Source organism: Rhodoferax sp. (assembly GCF_028715765.1).
Taxonomy (GTDB): Bacteria; Pseudomonadota; Gammaproteobacteria; order Burkholderiales; family Burkholderiaceae_C; genus Rhodoferax.
This window is the reverse complement of record NZ_JAQURE010000001.1, coordinates 116,419-138,004: the sequence shown is the minus strand read 5'-3', so window position 1 is coordinate 138,004 and position 21,586 is coordinate 116,419. Positions and strand designations below refer to the sequence as shown.

Sequence of the window (21,586 nt, the reverse complement as noted above, 5' to 3'; positions counted from 1 at the left end):
GCAAATCTTTTTATAAAATTTCACTGGCGAAATCAGCCAAACGTGAGCGTTCACCACGTGCCAGCGTGATGTGACCACTGTGTGGCCAACCTTTGAATTTGTCCACTGCGTAAGTTAAGCCTGATGAGCCTTCCGTCAGGTAGGGGGTGTCAATCTGGGCGATGTTGCCCATGCAAATGATTTTGGTGCCAGGCCCTGCACGGGTGATCAAAGTTTTCATTTGTTTTGGGGTCAAATTTTGCGCTTCGTCAATGATCACGTACTTGTTTAAAAATGTGCGACCCCGCATGAAATTCATGCTTTTGATTTTGATGCGGCTGCGAATAAGCTCATTGGTGGCGGCACGTCCCCATTCACCTGCGGCGGTGTCGGTTTTACCAAGCACTTCAAGGTTGTCATCCAGCGCGCCCATCCAAGGCCCCATCTTTTCTTCTTCGGTGCCGGGTAAAAAACCAATGTCTTCACCCACACTGACCGTGGCGCGGGTCACAATGATTTCGGTATAGCGTCGTTCATCCAGCACCTGTGTCAAGCCAGAAGCCAAGGCCATCAAGGTTTTACCTGTTCCGGCGGTTCCTGTGAGGGTGACAAAGTCCACCTCGGGATCCATCAATAAATTCATGGCGAAATTTTGTTCGCGATTGCGTGTAGTGATGCCCCAGATGGCATTTTTCAAATGTGTAAAGTCACGCAGGGTTTTGAACACCGCTGTTTTATTGCGAATTTCGATCACTTTGGCATACATGCTGGGTTCGCCAGGTGCTTCAAAATAAACGAATTGGTTGATCAACAGCTTGGGCACCACAGGGCCGGTGACGCGGTAAAAAGTTTGCGCACCCTGTTGCCAACTCTCAACCGCTTTGCCGTGTGTGCCCCAAAAGTCAGCGGGCAATGCGTAAGCGCCGCTGTAGAGCAAATCACCATCTTCAAGCGTTTTGTCATTTTGGTAATCCTCCGAGCTCAGACCCAATGCACGCGCTTTGACGCGCATGTTGATGTCTTTGGAAACCAGAACCACTTCACGTGGCGCGCATTGTTGCTTGAGCGCTTCCACCACCCCCAAAATTTGATTGTCTGCCTTGCCTTGAGGAAGACTGTCGGGCAGAGCATAGTGAAGCAGCTGCGTTTGAAAAAAGAGTTTGCCGCCCGCTTCTACGTGACCAGTGGTGTTCAGCGGTAAACCTTGGCTGATGTCTGAAGAAAGCTGTCCTGCCAATGCGTCCAGCGTTCGACTGGTTTGGCGACCATTGCGCGCCACTTCGGTCATGCCTTTTTTATGGGCATCCAGCTCTTCAAGCACGATCATGGGCAAGAACACATCGTGCTCTTCAAACCGGAACAAACAAGTGGGGTCGTGCAGTAACACATTGGTGTCAAGCACAAACAGCTTGGTAAGACCTGTCTGCTTTAAGGGGCGAGCGCGCTTCGCTGCTGCTTTACCCTGTTTGGCTGGCTCGGGGCGCTGAATCGGCGGCTGTGGGTTGACTGTTTCAGGTGCTGGCTTGGCATCAGCCACCGCAGGTACGGCCACCTTGGGCGATTGCGTCTTGCTTTTGGGCCGGGCAGGTACGTCGTATTCTTTCATTGACAGCAAGGCGGCGCGTTTGGTGGGGGCAGTTGGCAAAGGCATAAGGAGTGCTCGCAAAAAGGGGAGAATCAGAAATTTAAAAACAAAAAAGCCGCCATGTCACCAAGGCGGCTTTGATTGAATTTGAAAAACAACATAAATTAATTATGCAGGAACCTTTGTGACAGTTGTGTGAATATAAATCTGACAACGAACAACAATCAAACGAACCGACTCAAGCCAACACGGGTGTTTTTTTGAGTGCTTTGACCGCAGCCAGAACTTCTTCCACGTGTCCTGGCACCTTCAAGCCTCGCCATTCTTCTTTTAAATTGCCGTCTGCACCAATGAGGAAGGTGCTGCGCTCAATACCTTTGACTTTTTTCCCGTACATGATCTTGTTTTTGACAACACCAAACATGTGGCACATCTTTTCTTCAGTGTCGGCAATCAATTCAAACGGCAATTCAAGTTTTGATTTGAATTCTTCGTGCGACTTCATGTTGTCGCGCGACACACCAAACACAGCTGCACCAGCTTTCGCAAAATCTTTGTACTTGTCGCGAAACTGCATGGCTTCGGTGGTACAACCCGGTGTATTGTCTTTAGGGTAAAAATACAAGATGATGACTTGGCCTAAGTGCGAGGTGTTGGTAACCCGAATACCCCCTGTGGCATTAGACTCAAATTCCGGAAGGGGTTTATTGATAACTATCGCCATATTTCTTCAATCTCTTGTGACTGGATGCGTCATACACTCAAGTCGTGGACACTATCCTCATGTGCGCTTGTGCGCCCTCGACTGCAAGCTTTGGATTTTACTCTGATTTGATTTTCAATCTTGAGACGAACTGAGCCAATTTCAACGCTCGCACACCATTCAAAAAATTCAATTTTCCAGCAGCAAAGCCACTGCCACATGTCGGCCTTCGCTCGCAAGTACGTTATAAGTTCGACAGGCGGCCTGGGTGTCCATGGTTTCAATACCAATTTGTTGACCAATCAATGACTGAAGCAGGCTGGCAGCAGGAAACCGCAGTCGTGCGCCGCTTCCAAAAATGACCAGTTCGGTTTGCAAAGCTGCCAACTGTTCAAAATGTGCCGGCGTTAAATCTTCAAATCGACAACAGTTCCAATCAAATCGCTCACCGTTGGAGGCAATAACCACGCTGTGGTCAAAGCGCGTATCACCGAATTGAACCCAGTTTGCACCGTAGGATTGAATGGATTGAGCTGAGACAGGGTCGGGATGGAATTTCATGGATGTAGGCTAATAACAAGCCTTGACGAACCGAACACAGCAGCAAAAAAATGCCGCATCACTTGTGTTTAAATTATAGGTTTCGCTATTTAGCAGCCATGCCCGGAGGGACATTGAAAACCATACGCAAATCAGCCAAACTGGCCAACGTCTGTTACGACATCCGCGGCCCCATCATGGACGCGGCGCGCCAGATGGAAGAAGATGGTCACAAGATCATCAAGCTCAACATTGGCAACCTGGCGGTGTTCGGCTTCGATTCCCCTGAAGAAATTCAGCAGGACATGATCCGCAACTTGCCCAATTCGGCCGGTTACTCGGACAGCAAGGGTATTTTTGCGGCGCGCAAAGCGGTCATGCACGAGACCCAAAAGCAAAACATCAAAGGTGTCACGCTGGATGACATCTACCTAGGCAATGGCGCCAGTGAATTGATCGTGATGGCCACCAACGCCTTGCTTGACGATGGTGATGAGATTTTGCTTCCTTCCCCCGACTACCCGCTGTGGACGGCTGCAGCCAGCCTGTCTGGCGGCTCACCTGTGCATTATTTGTGCGACGAAGCCAATGGCTGGATGCCTGATTTGAACGACTTGCGTAGCAAAATCACGCCCCGCACCAAGGGCTTGGTGGTCATCAACCCCAACAACCCGACCGGCGCGCTTTACTCTGATGAGTTGTTGCAAGCGCTGGTGCAGATTGCGCGCGAACACGGCTTGGTCATTTTTGCCGATGAGGTCTACGACAAAGTGCTGTACGACGGCGCCAAACACACCGCCATCGGTTCTTTGAGCGACGATGTGTTGACCTTGACTTTCAATTCGCTCTCAAAAAGCTACCGCTCATGCGGTTACCGTGCGGGCTGGATGGTGGTGTCAGGCGACAAAAAGCCTGCCAAGGACTACATCGAAGGCCTGAACATGTTGTCCAACATGCGCTTGTGTTCCAACGTCCCTGGTCAATACGCGATCCAGACCGCTTTGGGTGGCTACCAAAGCATCAACGACCTGGTGTGTGAAGGGGGCAGACTGCGCCGCCAGCGTGACCTGGCTTATGAACTGATCACGGCCATTCCGGGTGTGAGTTGCGTCAAACCGGTGGCCGCGCTGTACATGTTCCCCAAACTCGACCCGACCCTGTACCCCATAGAAGACGACCAACAATTCTTTTTGGAATTGTTGCAAGAAACCAAGGTCATGCTGGTGCAGGGCACGGGCTTCAACTGGCCAGCGCCAGACCATTTCCGCATTGTGTTTTTGCCGCATGAAGACGATCTGCGTGAAGCGATTGGTCGTGTGGCCAAGTTTTTGGAGAGTTACCGCAAGCGCCACAGCAATTGAATTTGTTACATTTTCAATAGCTTTTCACGCTTATTTCATAAGGGCTAGAGGCCTTTTTTACTGATAAAAATGGATGGATTGATGAAACCTATACAAGTAGGCCTGTTAGGCATTGGGGTGGTGGGCTCGGGCACGTTCAATGTGCTACAGCGCAACCAGGAAGAAATCAAACGCCGTGCTGGCCGGGGCATTGAGATCACCATGGTGGCGGATCTGAACGTGGCGCGAGCCCAAGAATTGGTGGGTCCAGGCGTGACCGTGGTGGCTGATGCCCGTGCCGTGATCGCCAACCCTGACATTGACATCGTGATCGAGCTGATTGGCGGCTATGGCATTGCCAAAACGCTGGTTTTAGAAGCCATTGCCGCCGGCAAACACGTCGTCACCGCCAACAAAGCCTTGCTGGCTGTGCACGGCACCGAGATTTTTGCCGCCGCTTCGGCCAAAGGTGTGATGGTGGCGTTTGAAGCCGCCGTGGCTGGCGGCATCCCGATCATCAAGGCGCTGCGCGAGGGTCTCACGGCCAACCGCATCCAGTGGATTGCCGGCATCATCAACGGCACCACCAACTTCATCCTGAGCGAAATGCGCGACAAGGGGCTTGACTTTGCCGTGGTGCTCAAAGAAGCCCAACGCCTGGGCTACGCCGAGGCCGACCCCACTTTTGACATTGAAGGTGTAGACGCCGCCCACAAGGCCACGCTGATGAGCGCCATTGCCTTCGGCGTGCCGGTGCAGTTTGACAAGGCTTATGTGGAAGGCATCACCAAGCTGGGCGCGGCCGACATCAAATACGCCGAGCAATTGGGCTACCGCATCAAGCTTTTGGGCATCACCAAGCGTCGCCAAGGCGATGCGGCAAAGGGCGAGTCAGACGGTATCGAGTTGCGTGTGCACCCCTGCCTGATCCCGGCCAAGCGCCTGATTGCCAATGTGGAAGGCGCCATGAACGCTGTGGTGGTGCAGGGCGATGCCGTCGGTACCACGCTGTATTACGGCAAAGGCGCGGGCTCAGAGCCCACCGCCAGCGCGGTGATTGCCGACCTGGTGGACATTGCCCGGCTGCACACCGCAGACGCCGCGCACCGCGTGCCGCACCTGGCGTTCCAGCCCAACGCCATGAGCAACCTGCCGGTGTTGCCGATGGGTGAGGTCATCACCAGCTACTACCTGCGCTTGCGCGTGGCAGATGAAACGGGTGTATTGGCCAAAGTGACCGGCATTTTGGCAGAGTCAGGCATCAGCATCGACGCCGTGCTGCAGCGCGAAGCTGATGAAGTGTCTGCCGATGCCAAGGTCGCACAAACCGACGTGATCATCCTGACCCACGACTGCCAAGAGGCCAAGATGAACGCAGCCTTGGTTCACATGCAAGCTTTGCCCAGCGTGCTGGAGCCCATTACCCGCATCCGCAAGGAAGAATTGGCCTAATGGCTGGCTTGACCTTTGGCGTTCGAGTAAAGTAATACTTTCGTTTGTAATACTTTAGGAGCCGGTCATGGGGTACGCGCTAACAGTCAAAGGCCAGGTTACTTTGCCCAAAGCCATACGCGATTTTTTGGGTGTGTCGCCTGGTCAGGAAATTGACTACGAAGCCTTGTCAGATGGCCGGGTGGTCATTTTTCCTGTGCGCCGTCAAGCTGCTCAAAGCAATCCATACCAGCAGCTGCTCGGTGTGGGGCTGCGCAAGCGCCCCACAGACGAAATCATGCGCGAAACTCGGGGCGAGGACTGGAACCGATGATTTTGGTCGACAGTTGTGTGCTGATTGACGTGTTTGATGCCGATCCGCAGTGGCAGAAATGGTCGCTGGATGCACTGCAAGCGCATCATGCTCAAGGGCTGGCGATCAATGCGTTGATCTGTGCAGAAATTTCACCTTCATTTGAGAGTGTCCAGAGTCTGCAAAGCGCGCTTGATTTGGTGCATTTGGCATACGCGCCACTGCCGCAGGCGAGTGCATTCTTGGCAGCCCAGGCGTTTGCGCTGTATCGGCAAAACAAAGGCTCCAAGTTGACGACACTTCCAGATTTCTTCATTGGTGCGCATGCTCAAACGCAAGCTTGGCCGATCTTGACGCGTGACAAAGCGCGTTACAAAACCTACTTCCCGGCGGTGAAGCTGATCACGCCTGAGACTTATCCCTAACAACTGAACTGTATGCTCTACCTCTCCACCCGTGGCGACCAAACGCCCAAACAATTTTGCGACATCCTGCTCGAAGGCCTGGCACCGGACGGCGGCCTGTACCTGCCCGCGAGTTATCCCCAAGTGGATGCAGCCACGCTGGAACGCTGGCGCACGGTGTATCACACGCAGGGTTATGCCGAGCTGGCTTTTGAGGTTTTGTCCCTCTACATTGATGACATTCCTGCTGCAGATTTGAGAGCGCTGTGCGCCAAAACCTACACGGTGGAAGTGTTTGGCACCGGTGAGATCGTGCCGCTGCGCCATTTAGAGAACGGCATCTGGCTAGAGGCCTTGTCCAACGGCCCGACGCTGGCCTTCAAGGACATGGCCATGCAACTGCTGGGCAACCTGTTTGAATACGAGCTAGCGCGCCGTGGCGAAACCCTTAACATTCTGGGCGCCACCAGCGGCGACACCGGCAGCGCCGCCGAATACGCCATGCGCGGCAAAAAAGGTGTGCGCGTCTTCATGACCAGCCCGGCGAATCGCATGAGCCCGTTCCAGCAAGCGCAGATGTTCAGCCTGATGGATGAGAACATCTTCAACATTGCGGTGGACGGCGTGTTTGACGACTGTCAAGACATGGTCAAGGCCGTCAGCAACGACCTGGAGTTCAAGCGCAAGTACAAAATTGGCACGGTCAACTCCATCAACTGGGCGCGCCTGCTGGCGCAAGTGGTTTACTACTTTGCTGGCTACTTCCAAGCCACTGAAACCAACGCTCAAAAGGTCAGTTTCACCGTGCCCAGCGGCAACTTCGGCAACGTCTGCGCCGGTCACGTGGCGCGCATGATGGGCTTGCCCATTGCCAAACTGGTGGTGGCCACCAATGAAAACGACGTATTGGATGAATTTTTCAAGACCGGCGTGTACCGTGTGCGTACCAGCGCCGATACCCACGAGACCTCCAGCCCGTCCATGGACATCTCCAAGGCCAGCAACTTCGAACGTTTTGTGTTTGACCTGCTCGGCCGTGACGGCGCGCGCACCAAAGCCTTTTTTGGTGATGCACTTAGCCGCGTGGGTTTCTTTGATCTGGAGGCGCACCCCGCCTTCAGCCAAGCCGCTGGCAAATATGGTTTTGAGAGCGGCAAAAGCACCCACGCCGACCGTTTGGCCACCATCAAAGACACTTGGACACGCCACGGCATGATGATCGACACCCACACCGCCGATGGTGTGAAAGTTGCGCGTGAACACTTGCAAGCAGGCGTGCCAATGATCGTGCTGGAAACCGCCTTGCCCATCAAATTTGCCGCCACCATTGTCGAGGCCACAGGCCGTGAGCCTGATCGTCCCGCCCGATTTGAAGGCATTGAAGCGCTGCCCAAACGCGTGACCCACATGGCAGCAGACGCCCAAGCCATCCAACAGTTCATCGCTCAACATTGTGCATAAAAAAGGCCTCTAGCGCTTATTTTATAAGCGTTAGTAGCTATTAAATAAAGAGTAATCAAATGAATGTGGTTGGATTTGCCGGGTTTTCCGGCTCGGGCAAGACCACGCTGGTCGAGCAGTTGATACCCAAGCTCAAACTCAAAGGCTTGCGGGTCTCGGTGGTCAAGCACGCGCACCACCGTTTTGACATTGACCACGAGGGCAAAGACACCTTTCGCCATCGCGAAGCCGGTGCGTTTGAGGTCATCGTGGCCTCAGACAAGCGACTGGCCTTGATGCGCGAGTTTGAAGTGCCCAATCGCCCTACTGTGCACCAGTTACTGGCCGAGCTTTACGAGGGTGTGGACTGGGTGCTGGTAGAAGGCTTCAAAGACTCTGATTTGCAAAAAATAGAGGTCTGGCGAGCGCTGTCCGCCAAGCCTGCGCGCTACCCAGAGGACGACTTCATTGTGGCCGTGGCCACGGATTCTCCCGACCATTTGCCAGCGCCCACCGGTTTGCCCGTGCTTGACCTGAATGACCCCAGCGCTGTGGCCGACTGGCTGGTGGCGCAGGGCAGCCGTTTTGACTACCGTTTTGAGAACTACGCATGACACCCACCCCACCCCGACCCGCCTTCAAGCCCCTCAAACCCCTGGACGACGCGCTGGCGCAATTGCTTGCGTACGCCCAACCACTGGCGCGCACCGAGCAAGTGACCACGTTTGAGGCCGATGGCCGTGTGCTGGCGCAAGACCTGGTCTCGGGCTTGCACGTGCCGCCGCAAGACAACAGCGCCATGGACGGGTACGCCGTGCGCTGTGCCGACTTGGTGGCCATGCCCGTGCCGCCGCTGCCCGTGTCGCAACGCATTCCTGCGGGCAGCTCAGGCAGCGCTTTGGCACCCATGACGGTGGCGCGCATCTTCACCGGCGCACCCATTCCCGCTGGGGCTGACGCGGTGGTGATGCAAGAAGACTGCGAGGTACACGACAACGCCAGCGTCAGCATCAACACCGCGCTGCAGCCTGGTCAATGGATTCGCCGCGCCGGCGAAGATGTCTCACGCGGCGCCGTGGTGCTTCGTAAAGGTGAGCGCCTCACGCCTGCTTCACTTGGGCTGGCGGCCAGTGTTGGCATGAATGTGCTGGCCGTGTCAGCGCGCCCCAAAGTGGCCTTGTTTTCCACCGGTGACGAGCTGGTGATGCCCGGCACCGTGCCGCCCCAAGACATGCCGCCGGGTGCCATTTACAACTCCAACCGGTTTTTTCTCAAAGCGCTGCTGCAGCGCCTGGGCTGCGAGGTCAGCGACCTTGGCATCGTGCCTGACGACCGCACGGCCACCACCGATGCGCTGCGCTCAGCGGCGGCTCAGCATGACTTGATCTTGACCAGCGGCGGGGTTTCGGTGGGGGAAGAAGACCACATCAAACCCGCTGTGCAAAGCCTGGGGCACCTGGACTTGTGGCAAATTGCCATCAAGCCCGGCAAACCGTTTGCTTATGGCTGGGTCGGGGCGGGTGCTGAAGCTGGTGCGCATTTCATTGGCTTGCCGGGTAACCCGGTGTCGAGTTTTGTGACCTTTTTGCTGCTGGTGCGGCCGTTTTTACTCAAGCTCCAAGGGGTGTCGCAAGTTGCTATCGCACCGGTAGCTGCCCGGGCAGATTTCACTTGGTCTAGAGCCGATAAACGCCGTGAATTTTTGCGCGTCAAACGCAACGCTTCGGGCGGGCTTGACCTGTTTCCCAACCAAAGCTCAGGGGTGTTGACCTCTGCGGTGTGGGGCGACGGCCTGGTTGACAACCCGCCCGGACAAACCATTGCGCCGGGTGATGTGGTGCGTTTTGTTTCATTTGCGGAGTTGCTGGCATGATCCTAGATTCCTTAGTTGGACACACCCGAGTGGGCTGTCAGGAGCGTGTCTGGGTAGGCGGGACGACGCTGAAGGCTTCTGCCTTCGAGGAGGAGCAACGCCCCCAGGCGCGTTCCTGGCGGCTCAATCGAGTGCGTAGCGATGTCACCCAAATGATGAAGTTGATCAACGCTGAAAAATTCAATGTTCATAAGTACTTATTGGTACATGTGAGCGGTCAACTGAGGAATCTAGGATGATGGTCACGGTGAAATATTTTGCCGGCATCCGCGAAGCCATTGGCGTGGGCAGCGAGTTGCGCGATACCGCTGCGGCTACGCTGGCTCAACTGCGCGACGAGCTGATTGCTTTGGGCGGCGCCCATGCCGAGAGTTTGGCGCGTGGCAAAGCCGTGCGCTTGGCGCTCAATCAAGTCATGAGTGATGAGTCTGCGGCCTTGTCAGATGGGGCAGAAGTGGCCTTTTTCCCACCGGTAACGGGTGGCTAAAACGCTATTTATTAAATAGCTGCTTACGCTTTATTTATAAGGTCTAGAGGCTAATTTCTTATGAAAAAAATCCCAAGGGTATCGATTCAGACGTTTGATTTCAATGTGGCAGAGGAAATTGCTGCATTGCGTGCGCAAGACCCACGCGTGGGGGCGGTCTGCAGTTTCATTGGCACGGTGCGCGACCACACCCAAGGCGAGCCGGGTCACATCAGCAGCATGGAGCTGGAGCATTACCCTGGCATGACCGAGAAGTCGATTGAGCAGATGATTGACGCGGCCATGACGCGCTTTGACATCTATGCCGCCCGTGTCATCCACCGGGTGGGGCTGTTGATGCCGCTGGATCAAATTGTGCTGGTGGCGGTGACTTCAGCGCACCGGGGCGAGAGTTTTCAGGCCTGTGAGTTTTTGATGGACTACCTCAAAACCCAAGCCCCTTTTTGGAAAAAAGAGCAAACCCCCAAAGGCTCACACTGGGTCGATGCCCGTGTCAGCGACGATGCCGCGCTGGCCAAATGGGGCATTCAGGCCAGCAACGTGTGACTGAGGTGGTGCTTTAACGCCCAAATATCTGAGCGTTTGATTCGTTTATCCTGCGCCTGGTGTGTTACCTCAACCGCATTGCCCCACATAGCCGCAGGCGGTGCAAAAGTCGCAGCCGTCTTTATGGATCACGGTGGGGTTGCCGCACTCTGGGCAGGTTTTCCCGGCCATGGTTTTGCTGTTGGCTTGTGCTTGCGGGGTGTCTAGCACGCCCATGTCGCGCAGCGGGTAACCGGCCTCGTTCAAGATGCCCAGCATGGCGTAGCGGTGAATGATCAGGCGGGCAATGTAGGCCACGGTCGATGGCCAGGTTTGCTGACGCTTTTCACCGTGCGGCAGGCCAGGCACAAAGGCCATGAAGTGGCCCAGTGGCTCGGCGTAATTCAGCAGCTTGCGCAGCTTCATGCCAATCCAGGCGGGGTCGATCACGCGCATGTCCAGGCTGAGCAGTCGCGCCAGACCATCCATGGCTTTGGGGTAGTTGCCGCTAAAGCCCACCGCGCAGGGTCGTGTGACCATGCTGCCGTCGGGCGCGGGCAGATTCACCTCTTTCAGCGTCACGGTGAAGGCTTCACCCGTGGCGGGGTTGTCCACATCCACCGCCCAGGCCAGCGTGCCAGACGGGCCGGTGATGGGCTCGTTGCGGCTGAACATGGCATCCAGCACCGGGGTCAGGGTGTTGGCGATGTCGGTTGCTTTTTTGCCAGACAGCGCGGCGAGTTGCTCGCAGCGCCAGCGAATCACCGCAGCGGTGGCGGCTACCACACCGGGGAACGGGCGCTTTTCGCCATGGGGTGGGAACGGCATCTCAAACGGGTGCTCTTCGGTGACGGTGGTCAAGGCATCGAGCTTCAAGGCCAGCCAGGCGGGGTCGTTGGCGCGCAAGTCCATCGACAAGGTTTTCGCCATGGCACCCAGGCCGCGTGGTTGCTCAGCCCCGTTGACCCACACCTCAAACGGCTGCAGACCGCATCCGTCTTGCGCAGGTAGCTCTCCAATAAATAGCGCAAAGTCGCCAAATGGGTGGTGCACCATGAACGTCCAGGCGCTGTTGCCGCCAGGCAGGGTGGGGCGCCCCGGCCAGCGCAGGCTTGAGAGCACGGCCGCCGGCAAGCGGTCGAGTTTGAGGCGGTGGTTGGTGCCTTCAATTTCAAGCGGTTTGGCGGGCGTGGTGGTGGGGGCAACACTCAGCACCGAGCCCAGCACGCTGTTGGGGCGGTAGGTGGCCAGGCCTTTCAGGCCCGCTTGCCAGGCTTGGGTGTAGAGCCCCTGAAAGTCTTCATAGGGGTAGTCGGCTGGCACATTCACGGTTTTCGAGATGGCCGTGTCAATGAACGGCGCCACTGCAGCCACCATGTCGGCATGCGCCTGGGCGCTCATTTCAAGGGCTGAGACAAAGGCGTCGGTCAACGGCGCGTCGGCACCTTTGAGGTGCCGGTACAAGCGCCAGGCGTGGTCTTCAACCGCATATTCTTTGAAACTGCCGTCTGCCATGCGCTTTTTGCGGTTGTAAGTCCAGCTGAATGCAGGCTCGATGCCGTTGCTGGCGTTATCGGCAAAGGCCAGGCTGATGGTGCCGGTGGGGGCAATTGAGAGCAGGTGCGAGTTACGCAGGCCATGCTGGCGAATGTGGGTGCGCAGTTTGTTAGGCAAGCGTGAGGCAAAGTTTTGCCCGCTGAAAAACAGGTCGGCATTGAACAGTGGAAATGCGCCGCGCTCTTTGGCCAGGTCGCAAGAGGCGGCGTAGGCGGTGTCGCGCATCAACTCTGAAATCTGGCGCGCTTGGTCGCGCGCGGCCTGGGTGTCGTAGCGCAGACCCAGCATCACCAGGGCATCGCCCAAGCCGGTAAAACCCAAGCCCACGCGGCGCTTTGAGGCGGCTTCGGCTTGTTGCTGCGGCAGCGGCCAAACGCTGGCATCGAGCACGTTGTCGAGCATGCGCACCGCTGTGCGCGCCACTTTGGCAAAGGCTTCGCCGTCAAATGCAGCAGACTCTGAAAAAGGAGCTGTGATGAAGCGCGTCAGGTCAATCGAGCCCAGGCAGCAGCAGCCGTAGGGGGGCAGCGGCTGCTCCGCACAGTTGTGTACATACAGGCCATTGGCATCGAAGGCGTGAACGTCTTGTACCGTCACGTCATACACCTCTTCTTCGCCGATGTCGGTGAGGGTTGCGACGGTGGCGGTGAAGCGCTCGCGGTTGAGTTCGCGGCGGTAGCTTTGTAGCAGTGTGTCTAGCCTCACTGCTTTTGCGGTGTCGTTGAAGCCAATGGTGTCTGCAAAACGGCACAGGTTGTCGCCGCTGATGACCAGCTCGTGTGTGGCTTGGCACGCGTAGCTGGCGCTGTTGCCCTTGCCGTCCGGCAGATTTCTCGGGCCAGCCGGGTGGCGATTTTGGTAAATGCTGGATGCCACGCCCAATCTGAGCAGCATTCTTTGCACGGTGCCAAGCAGTGATACATCGGATTGGGTCAGCCGCACGCTCACCCCTTTGTCTTGCTGGCCCTGCACCGAGCCGTCGGCGTCAAACAAACCGCGCAGCAGGCCCAGATAAAAATCTGACGATGCCCGTTCCATCTCTGCGGTGATGGTCTTGCGCTGTGGCGTCATGCCCAAGCGGTGGGCCAGGTGTTTGAGCGCACCTGAAGCCATGCGAACCTCGCCACGCGCAGCGATGGGGCGCTGCCAGCCGCAAAAATCTGCACGATGGGGCAGGGTGCGAATGGCCGCTTCAGCGGCATCCATGATGCCTTGAGCGCTGTGGGTGCCATTGGCCAATGGTGCGCCGCCAGCCACCATTTTGAGTTCTGGTGCCCAGACCGAGAGCACTGCTTTGTCTTCTTTCAGGGTGCCGTCGCCAATGAGTAAACCCATCAAATAGCCTTCGTCTTGGGTGCAGTTGCCCTCCCACCCTTGCAATGGCACATGGTTGTGCAGCACCAGTTCGTCGCCTGGTTGCAGCAGGCCAGCTTCCACCCATTCGGATTCGGTCACGTAGCGGGTTTTTTTGCAGACTTTGCGCACCAGGTGGTTGGCAGTCAGCTTGAGTGTGTGGCCTTGCTGGGTATTGAGTTGCAACACGCGTTTGCGGCCAGTCGCAAAAAAACCTTCAGACACGGTGGGGTAGGCTTGGCCGTCAACCACTGCGGTAAAGCGTTGGCCAATGAGTTCTTGTACTTGTCGTGCACCTTGGGTGGTGGTCACCCAGGTGTCTGCGGTGACACAAGGGTTGGTGCTGGCAATGGTTTCGCAGTAGGCCAGGTTGTTGTCGCGGTTCATCTGGTCAAGAAACAACACGCCGGGCTCGGCATGGTCGTAGGTGCTGCGCATGATTTGATCCCACAGTGCTTGGGCTTTGAGCTTGCGGTAAATCCACAAGCCTTTGTCGGGGTCGAGGTAGGCCCCCGCTGCTTTTTGCGCTTCGCCGGGCTCGGCTTTGTGCACCAGGCAAAAGTCGGCATCGGCCAGCACGGCGGTCATGAATTCGTCGGATACACCCACCGAGATGTTGAAGTTTTTCAGGTCGCCCTTGTCTTTGGCGTGAATGAATTCTTCAATGTCGGGGTGATCGCAGCGCAGCACACCCATTTGGGCGCCGCGGCGGGCACCAGCGGACTCAACCGTTTCGCAACTGCGGTCAAACACGCGCATGTAACTGACCGGGCCAGAGGCACTGCTTTGGGTGCTGCCTACCCAGGCGCCGCGCGGGCGAATGCGCGAGAAGTCGTAACCCACACCACCGCCACGGCGCATGGTTTCAGCGGCTTCGGTCAAGGCGGTGTAAATGCCAGGGTGGCCATCTTCCACATGGGCAATGGAGTCGCCTACGGGTTGTACAAAACAGTTGATCAGGGTGGCGGCCAGGTCAGTGCCGGCGGCCGACTGGATGCGACCCGCTGGTAAAAAACCAGCTTCCAGAGCGGTTAAAAATTTGGCTTCCCACTGGGCTTGTTGCTCAGGTGCTTCCACCTTGGCCAAGGCACGCGCGACCCGTTGGTTCACGTCTGAGACGGTTTTTTCAGCGCCTTTGCTGTATTTTTCAATCAGCACTTCTTCGCTGATGGGTTGGGGGAGCAAGGTAGCGGAAGTGGCTGCGGAGCTGGTGTGAGACATGGCATCTTTCTGATGAAAAAACAGCCGCAATGGTAGCCCTGCGCTTGCAGAATTGGGGTTGATTCAACGCAAATAAATGAATATTTTTTTAGAAAAAACACTATAGGTAGTCAATAATTTGTCAAGCGTAACTAAATGTAGTGTTTGTGAGAGTGTCTTGGATTTTCAAAATAAGAACCCGTTCAAGCGCAAAAAAATAGCGCCTTGCGCCCTATTGACAAGGGCTCAAGGCGCTTTTTGTATCAAGCTTGAGTTGCTTACAAATTGTCTGTAAAGCTGCGCAGTTTGTCCGAGCGGCTGGGGTGTTTGAGTTTGCGCAGCGCCTTGGCCTCGATTTGGCGGATGCGTTCACGGGTCACGTCAAACTGTTTGCCCACTTCTTCAAGCGTGTGGTCGTTGGTCATCTCAATGCCAAAGCGCATGCGCAGCACCTTGGCCTCGCGCGGGGTCAGGCTGTCAAGGATGTCTTTCACCACATCACGCAGACCGGCTTGCATGGCAGCTTCCATGGGGGCGGTGTTGTGTCCGTCTTCAATGAAGTCGCCCAGGTGGCTGTCGTCGTCGTCACCAATCGGGGTTTCCATCGAAATGGGTTCCTTGGCAATTTTCATGATCTTGCGGATTTTGTCTTCAGCAATTTCCATGCGCTCAGCCAGCACGGAGGCATCTGGCTCGTAGCCAAATTCTTGCAAGTGCTGACGGCTGATGCGGTTCATCTTGTTGATGGTCTCAATCATGTGCACCGGGATGCGGATGGTGCGCGCCTGGTCAGCAATGCTGCGGGTAATGGCCTGGCGAATCCACCACGTGGCGTAGGTACTGAATTTGTAGCCGCGACGGTATTCAAATTTGTCCACCGCTTTCATCAAACCAATGTTGCCTTCCTGAATCAAGTCAAGGAACTGCAAACCACGGTTGGTGTATTTTTTGGCAATCGAGATCACCAAGCGCAAGTTGGCCTCGATCATCTCTTTCTTGGCAGAGCGTGAAGCGTATTCGCCTTCGTTCATGCGTTTATTGATGTCTTTGAGGTGATCAAGCGGCACCACCACTTTGGTTTGCAATTCAAGCAAGCGCTGTTGCAACTCTTGTACCGGGGGAATGTGCCGCCCCATGGCTGCACTCCAGGTTTTGCCCGCGGCCGCTTGCTTTTCAATCCAGTGCAGGTCAATCAAATGGCTTGGAACTTTGTTGTGGTGCTTGTCACGGCCACTGAATTCTGCAATGAACTGCGCCTGCGGGTAACCGCATTTGTCCACAATGATGCGGCGCAGTTCACGTTCTTTTTTACGCACATCATCGACTTGGTGGCGCACCATGTCGCACAGCTTTTCAATGGTTTTGGCCGTGAAGCGGATCGATATCAACTCATCAGACAAAGCACGCTGGGTTTTGACATAGGCTGGTGTGCCATAACCTTCTTTTTCATGAATTTTGTGGATTTTCTCGAAGTATTCGCGCAAGCGGTCAAAGCGGTTCATGGCCTCTTTTTTCAGCTCTTCGAGTTTTTTGGTCAGCGCTTTGGAGCCGCCATTGCCATCATCATCGTCGTCGGCATCGAATTCGTCAAAGTCTTCTTCAGCCACGTAGTCATCGGCTTCATTGGGGTTGGTAAAGCCGTCCACAATGGTGGTGATGACTACTTTGTCACTGCGAATGTCTTCACCCAGTTGCAGCACTTCGGCAATGGTGGCGGGAGAGGCTGAAATGGCTTCCATCATGGCCATCAGGCCACCTTCAATGCGCTTGGCGATCTCAATTTCGCCTTCGCGGGTCAGCAACTCCACGGTACCCATTTCACGCATGTACATGCGCACGGGGTCGGTGGTGCGGCCAAATTCGCTGTCAACGGTGGACAGCGCAGCTTCAGCTTCTTCTTCAGCCTCTTCCTCAGTGGCTGCGGTGGGGCCATTTTGGTTGAGCAACAGGGTTTCGGCATCGGGGGTGTGCTCGTAAACGGCCACACCCATGTCGTTGAGCATTGACACCACCACTTCCATGGTTTCAGCATCGACCAGCTTGTCGGGCAGGTGATCGGAAATCTCACCGTGGGTCAAGTAGCCGCGGGTTTTACCCAGCTTGATCAGCGCCTTCAGGCTCAAGCGGCGTTTGTTCAAGTCTTCTTCAGACAAGATTGTCTCGTCCAGACCAAACTCTTTCATCAAGGCGCGTTCTTTGGCCTTGCTGATTTTCATGCGCAAAGGTTTGACCTTTTCAGCCGTGACTTCGGTGGCGGCAGCCGCTTCTGGCTCTGGCTCGCCGACTAAATCGTCTTCAATGTCAGACATGTCCAAGTCGTCAGCGTCTTCCTTTTTGGCCTTGGCTTTGGGGCCACGTTTGGCACCAGCTGCCGGTTTGGCTGCGGCTTTTGCTTTGGCAGGTTTTTTCTTTTCAACTGGCGCAGCAAGTTCTGCGTCAACTTTGATTTCTTCGGGAACGGGTTTGACTTTGGTTTTGGTTTTGGCAGTGGTCACAGGTGCGGCTTTCGGTTCAATGGCGATACTGATCGTCTTTTTGGTGGCGCCGGATGGTGCTTTGGGTGTGGCTGGTTTTTTGGGCTGGGTGGTGGCCATGGTGATACCTTCAAACAGGGAAACAACAATCAAACGCACACTCAGACACCGTCAAACGCTCAATTTTTTGAAGCAACGCAAAAACCTTCAGCGTTGTCAATCAAATTAAATCAGTGTTGGGCGGGGGCCAAGAGAAAACTTGGGGATACCTTGTCTGACAAGATGGATGGGCGAACATTTGGAGTGCAGTCCTTGCGGTAGGTTGGCCAGATGTGGAGTGGTCATCGGTTGGCACGAGCCCGGAGGTGCTGCTGTCGCTCTTGTCTGAGACGAAAAACGCGGATTATACCTTTTGTCTATAAAAACTGGCAATACACATCCTTGTGCGGGTGCGATTCAAACTGATGTAGTGATTTGATCATCTACGCTGCTTGAAATTTTTTGCCAATAGCTGTGCCACTGATGGTTTGCCCGATTGAGCCGCAAGGCCAGCATATGTTCGGCGTTGTGCACTCGCCACCAAGCGCCTGGGCGTTTCATGCGTTGCTGAACAATATAGCGGTGGGCGCTCTCAATTTCTCCTGAACCAATTGGTAATTCGCGCTTGATGGCATCCCTGTAATTGAGTTGCTCGAGTCTGTTGTTGAGATAGCGGTGGCACTGTCTTACCGGGGCTTCGCTGTCGTTGAGCTGTGGTGATTCAAGATGCGATTGCAGCTCTTGCAATACTTTGCCTGCCTGATTCGTTTTAAGTAGGGCTGTTTGGTCGTTCATCCAGATTTGCTGTTCCAGCTCTGCCTTATGGATGCCTTTACAAGCGGCACTGAGGTAGTCGCACGCATGGAAGAAATCGACCAGGTAACTGCCTTGCGCACCAAATTTTTTCTCCACCTGATCGGCTATCCAGGGTGCGCCATCACCCACCCCATGAATGGGCGTACCTAGGCCAAATCCGGCTTGCACTGCACAATCGAAAAGGCATTGTCCAGCTCTGTCAACATCACCCTGGAGCGTGCCGCCAAATGCCAGCGTCTTGCTGCCCTGTGGGTGTGCAAGACATATTTTTGCCTCTTCCCAGTGCAGATTTTTGCCTTTGCGTTTGTCTGCACTGTTGGCGTTGGGTTCCATGATGGGCACCATGCCAGCGTCAGTTTCGACAATGATGGGGCTGCTGGTGCCCGCCCTCGTTGGCCAGCCCTGCGCTGGTGGGGCGCTCTCAAAGATCGCCTTGGCATGGCCCTCGGTGATGCGGGCGATGGTGCTTTCACTGACCACAATGCCGTAGTGTTCGACGATTTTGTCCATCGCTTGGGCAAAGGGTTGGTCAGCACCAAAGTCTGTCACTACGCGCTGTAGCGGGCGTGAGCAGCCGCGGTTGCTGACTTGGGCGCTTTGCGCAAACGGACGGATTCTTTTGGTGCCGTCACGGTATTGGGGTTCGTCAACGCTGATGTCGCCAAAGGTGGTGTGCCAGCAGAGTTTTTTTTACCCTCGCGCCATACGCCAGCGGTTTGTTTGGACTTTTGGGAAGTCTTTTCTACTTGGTGTTTGGCCCAAGCTTGCAGTGCATCGTGCCCAGTGCGTCGTATGACCTCAATGACTCGCATTTCCGCTGCATCGGCCGTCTGGAGTTCTCCTGTCTCGTCTTCGACCGCCAGCAGCAAGGATTCCATTCGACTTCGCAAATCAGGATGGGCGCCCAGTCTTCTTACCAATTCCGCATCACTCATCAATGGTTCAGTCATGTCTGGGCTCCTTTGCTGCATGGATGGGGCGAGAATAACTCCACATCAGTTTGAATCACACCCGCCTTGTGCAGCGTGCTGCCGCTGTGCGCTTACAAGCCTTGGGTCACGGCATCGGGCGTGTAGGCTTCTTCTGCTGCAAAAATTTTGGCTGCTATGGCCGCAGCATCAGGCTGCATGAGGCGCTGATGCCATCGCGCCACGAGCTCGGTGGCAACAGGTTTGGGCTCAAACGCCAGCCGAGCGACCGCACGCGACACGACTTCTGAGGCGACCCCCGCTTGCAGCAGCGCAGCCGCAAACCGACTGGCGGCATCGCCCATGCGAAACGCGTTCAGGTTGGCTGTGACGATGCGATCACCTTTGCGTCCAAACAAATGGCGCAACTGGTTTTCAAAGAACTCACCAGGCAGCGGCAGGTGCATGGCAGCAGCGCCCAGCATGACGGTGTTTTGCACCTTGATGCTGCCGGCTTTGTGTGCCAAGCGCGCCGCATCCAGTGCCACCAGGCGTGGCGCAGAAAACAGCACTTTGTACAAATCTGGCAATGACGGGTAGTTGTCTACATTGAGCATGGGGGTGATGTCGGTCACGATCCAGCCGTCTGGCCTCAGCAAAGGCGTGTAGCGCAAGGCTTCCATGGGCTCCACTGACAAAATCATTTGCGCGCAACCTTGAGCGATCAGGTCACTGGCTACAGCGTGATCTGAGAGTCGTACAAAGGCTGACACAGCGCCTCCGCGCTGCGCCATGCCATGCACTTCAGACTGTTTGAGTTGCAAGCCTGCTTCATGCACGGCGTGGTCGATCACGCCAGCCATGGTCAAAACACCTTGCCCGCCCACACCACAGACCACCAGATCGAAGTTCATACGCTGACCACCTCAATGGTGTGTTTGTTCGCTCGGTTTTCCTTCTGCAGCTTGACTTCTTTGGCATATGTCACGCAGGCACGCCGCGCAACGATCACCGACAGGCCGACGTAGGCCAGCTCTTGGCGGATGGTCTCGGTGGTGTGTTGTTTTTTGTGCGGTGACGGCACCACAATGCGAATGTGCGCACGTGGCACGCCCAGCCCGGCCACCAGGTCAACCACTTCCTCATCGGTGGCGGCAGTAGGTTGGCCGCCGGTCATGGCAATGATGCTGTTGTCCAGAATGAACACCTTGATATTGGTGTTGTCACGCGCTGCATCGAGTAGCGCCGTCATGCCCGAATGGGTGAATGTGCCATCGCCAATCACACACAGTGCCGGGCTGATGCCGGCGTGCACCACACCAATGGCCATGCCGATGGAGGCGCCCATGCACAGGCAGGAATGAATGCCCTGCAACGGCCCCATGGCGCCCAAGGTGTAGCAGCCAATGTCGCCCATTACCCGGGCATCTGGATTGAACTCGGCAATCACTTCATTGATGGCCAAGTAAGAGTCGGTGTGCGGGCATTTGTCGCACAGACTCGGTGGCCGTCCTACCAGCACGTCTTCGAGACCTGCAATTTTGAGCGAAGGGTTGATGGGCAATCCAAAGCAACGTTTGATGTCATCTTGAGACAGTTCACCCATGCGCGGCAAGTGGCCGGTCAGCTTGCCACGAATAGGGCGATCGGTCATCAGTCCCAGCGCGCTGACATAACGCTCAATAAAGGGGTAACCCTCTTCCACCACAAAGATTTCGCTGGAGGCATCAAGCAATTGACGGATTTTTTTGATAGGCAGCGGGTAAAAACCTATGCGCAACAGGTTGTACTGCTCAAGCCCTGTGCCCAGTGCCTCTTGCAGGTAGTTCCAGGCCAAACCGCTGACCAAGATACCAGGGCACTTGTCACCCCGCAAAGTCAGCGGGTTGATGGCAGAGGATTCACCATAGGCCTGCAAGGCGGTTTGCTTGTCAATCAAGCTGGCATAAGCCTTGCGCGCGTTGCCAGGCAGCAGGATAAAGCGGCGTGGATCATCGACAAAATGCGCCACATTTTGAGCCCGCTGTGCCGCCAGTTTGACCCGCGAGCGGCTGTGTGCCAGCCTGGTGACCAAGCGCAGCAAGACTGGCACCTGGTGGGTTTCAGACACCTCAAAAGCCTCTCGTGTCATGTCATAGCATTGCTGTTGGTCGGCTGGTTCAAAGCAGGGCACCATGGCGAAGTCGGCAAAAAAACGCGAATCCTGTTCGTTCTGTGAGCTGTGCATGCCAGGGTCATCTGCCACCACCACCACCAAACCACCGTGTGCACCGGACACTGCAACGTTCATGAACGGGTCTGCCGCCACATTCAGCCCCACGTGTTTCATGGAAACCATGGCGCGGCGTCCGGCATATGAGACCCCAACACCTTCTTCCAGCGCAACTTTCTCATTTGTAGACCACATACCGCGCACATGATGTCCGTGCTTTTTGGCATAGTCCTCAATGGCTTGGTAAATCTCGGTGGATGGCGTGCCAGGGTAGGCAAAGGCAGCGCTCAAACCCGCATCTATGGCACCACGAGCCACCGCTTCATCGCCCAGCAAAATCAGTTCAGACATAGGTTTCCTGTTCAACAAACTTGGTTGAAAGAGAAATTTTAAATTGCCAATGCTGA

16 protein-coding genes and 1 pseudogene are annotated in these 21,586 nt (G+C 55.7%); 9 read left to right on the top strand and 8 right to left on the bottom strand.

Features of this window, described 5'->3' with window-relative positions; genetic code table 11:
- Positions 1 to 10: 10 nt before the first annotated feature.
- The 3 genes from PHT20_RS00685 to PHT20_RS00675 form a co-directional block, all read right to left on the bottom strand.
- A complete protein-coding gene (locus PHT20_RS00685) occupies positions 11 to 1,630 on the bottom strand; it encodes a PhoH family protein (protein ID WP_301018992.1) in 1,620 nt (539 codons plus the stop codon).
- A 172-nt stretch (positions 1,631 to 1,802) separates the two neighbouring features.
- Entirely contained in the window at positions 1,803 to 2,288 is a 486-nt protein-coding gene (locus PHT20_RS00680; protein ID WP_301018991.1) for a peroxiredoxin, read from the bottom strand.
- A 168-nt stretch (positions 2,289 to 2,456) separates the two neighbouring features.
- A complete protein-coding gene (locus tag PHT20_RS00675; RefSeq protein ID WP_301018990.1) occupies positions 2,457 to 2,828 on the bottom strand; it encodes an Mth938-like domain-containing protein in 372 nt (123 codons plus the stop codon).
- A gap of 113 nt (positions 2,829 to 2,941) precedes the next feature.
- On the opposite strand from PHT20_RS00675, the gene PHT20_RS00670 reads away from it, so the two are divergent.
- From PHT20_RS00670 to PHT20_RS00630, 9 genes are all read left to right on the top strand, one after another.
- A complete protein-coding gene (locus PHT20_RS00670) occupies positions 2,942 to 4,168 on the top strand; it encodes a pyridoxal phosphate-dependent aminotransferase (protein ID WP_301018989.1) in 1,227 nt (408 codons plus the stop codon).
- An 81-nt stretch (positions 4,169 to 4,249) separates the two neighbouring features.
- Positions 4,250 to 5,599, top strand: a complete 1,350-nt coding sequence (locus tag PHT20_RS00665) for a homoserine dehydrogenase (protein WP_301018988.1) — start codon at positions 4,250 to 4,252, stop codon at positions 5,597 to 5,599.
- Positions 5,600 to 5,666: 67 nt separating this feature from the next.
- Positions 5,667 to 5,912 carry an AbrB/MazE/SpoVT family DNA-binding domain-containing protein gene (locus PHT20_RS00660; RefSeq protein WP_300081543.1) on the top strand — a complete coding sequence of 82 codons (246 nt, stop codon included), beginning with the start codon at positions 5,667 to 5,669 and terminating at the stop codon, positions 5,910 to 5,912.
- Positions 5,909 to 6,316 carry a PIN domain-containing protein gene (locus PHT20_RS00655; protein WP_301018987.1) on the top strand — a complete coding sequence of 136 codons (408 nt, stop codon included), beginning with the start codon at positions 5,909 to 5,911 and terminating at the stop codon, positions 6,314 to 6,316. Before PHT20_RS00660 ends, PHT20_RS00655 begins: the two co-directional genes overlap by 4 nt.
- A 12-nt stretch (positions 6,317 to 6,328) precedes the next feature.
- Entirely contained in the window at positions 6,329 to 7,756 is a 1,428-nt protein-coding gene (gene thrC / locus PHT20_RS00650) for a threonine synthase (protein ID WP_301018986.1), read from the top strand.
- 59 nt (positions 7,757 to 7,815) lie between these two features.
- Positions 7,816 to 8,349: a molybdopterin-guanine dinucleotide biosynthesis protein B gene (mobB, locus tag PHT20_RS00645; protein ID WP_301018985.1), complete on the top strand. Its 534-nt coding sequence runs from the start codon at positions 7,816 to 7,818 to the stop codon at positions 8,347 to 8,349.
- A complete protein-coding gene (gene glp / locus PHT20_RS00640) occupies positions 8,346 to 9,608 on the top strand; it encodes a gephyrin-like molybdotransferase Glp (RefSeq protein ID WP_301018984.1) in 1,263 nt (420 codons plus the stop codon). Before mobB ends, glp begins: the two co-directional genes overlap by 4 nt.
- A 235-nt stretch (positions 9,609 to 9,843) precedes the next feature.
- On the top strand, positions 9,844 to 10,095 hold the full coding sequence (locus PHT20_RS00635; RefSeq protein WP_301018983.1) for a MoaD/ThiS family protein: 252 nt from the start codon (positions 9,844 to 9,846) through the stop codon (positions 10,093 to 10,095).
- A 60-nt stretch (positions 10,096 to 10,155) separates the two neighbouring features.
- Positions 10,156 to 10,641 (top strand): molybdenum cofactor biosynthesis protein MoaE, encoded by a 486-nt coding sequence (locus tag PHT20_RS00630; RefSeq protein WP_301018982.1) that lies wholly within the window; start codon positions 10,156 to 10,158, stop codon positions 10,639 to 10,641.
- A gap of 69 nt (positions 10,642 to 10,710) precedes the next feature.
- Here the strand turns inward: PHT20_RS00630 and PHT20_RS00625 are convergent, their stop codons facing one another.
- From PHT20_RS00625 to PHT20_RS00605, 5 genes and pseudogenes are all read right to left on the bottom strand, one after another.
- Positions 10,711 to 14,751 carry an LAGLIDADG family homing endonuclease gene (locus PHT20_RS00625; protein ID WP_301018981.1) on the bottom strand — a complete coding sequence of 1,347 codons (4,041 nt, stop codon included), beginning with the start codon at positions 14,749 to 14,751 and terminating at the stop codon, positions 10,711 to 10,713.
- 257 nt (positions 14,752 to 15,008) lie between these two features.
- Complete coding sequence (gene rpoD, locus PHT20_RS00620) at positions 15,009 to 17,324, bottom strand: RNA polymerase sigma factor RpoD (RefSeq protein WP_301018980.1); 2,316 nt, start codon at positions 17,322 to 17,324, stop codon at positions 15,009 to 15,011.
- 336 nt (positions 17,325 to 17,660) lie between these two features.
- A pseudogene (locus PHT20_RS00615) lies at positions 17,661 to 19,009 on the bottom strand (ISKra4 family transposase).
- Between the two features lie 92 nt (positions 19,010 to 19,101).
- Positions 19,102 to 19,881 carry an indolepyruvate oxidoreductase subunit beta gene (locus PHT20_RS00610; protein WP_301018979.1) on the bottom strand — a complete coding sequence of 260 codons (780 nt, stop codon included), beginning with the start codon at positions 19,879 to 19,881 and terminating at the stop codon, positions 19,102 to 19,104.
- The gene (locus tag PHT20_RS00605; RefSeq protein ID WP_301018978.1) at positions 19,878 to 21,530 is read right to left on the bottom strand and encodes a thiamine pyrophosphate-dependent enzyme; all 1,653 of its coding nucleotides are present in this window, start codon (positions 21,528 to 21,530) and stop codon (positions 19,878 to 19,880) included. Before PHT20_RS00605 ends, PHT20_RS00610 begins: the two co-directional genes overlap by 4 nt.
- Positions 21,531 to 21,586: the final 56 nt, after the last annotated feature.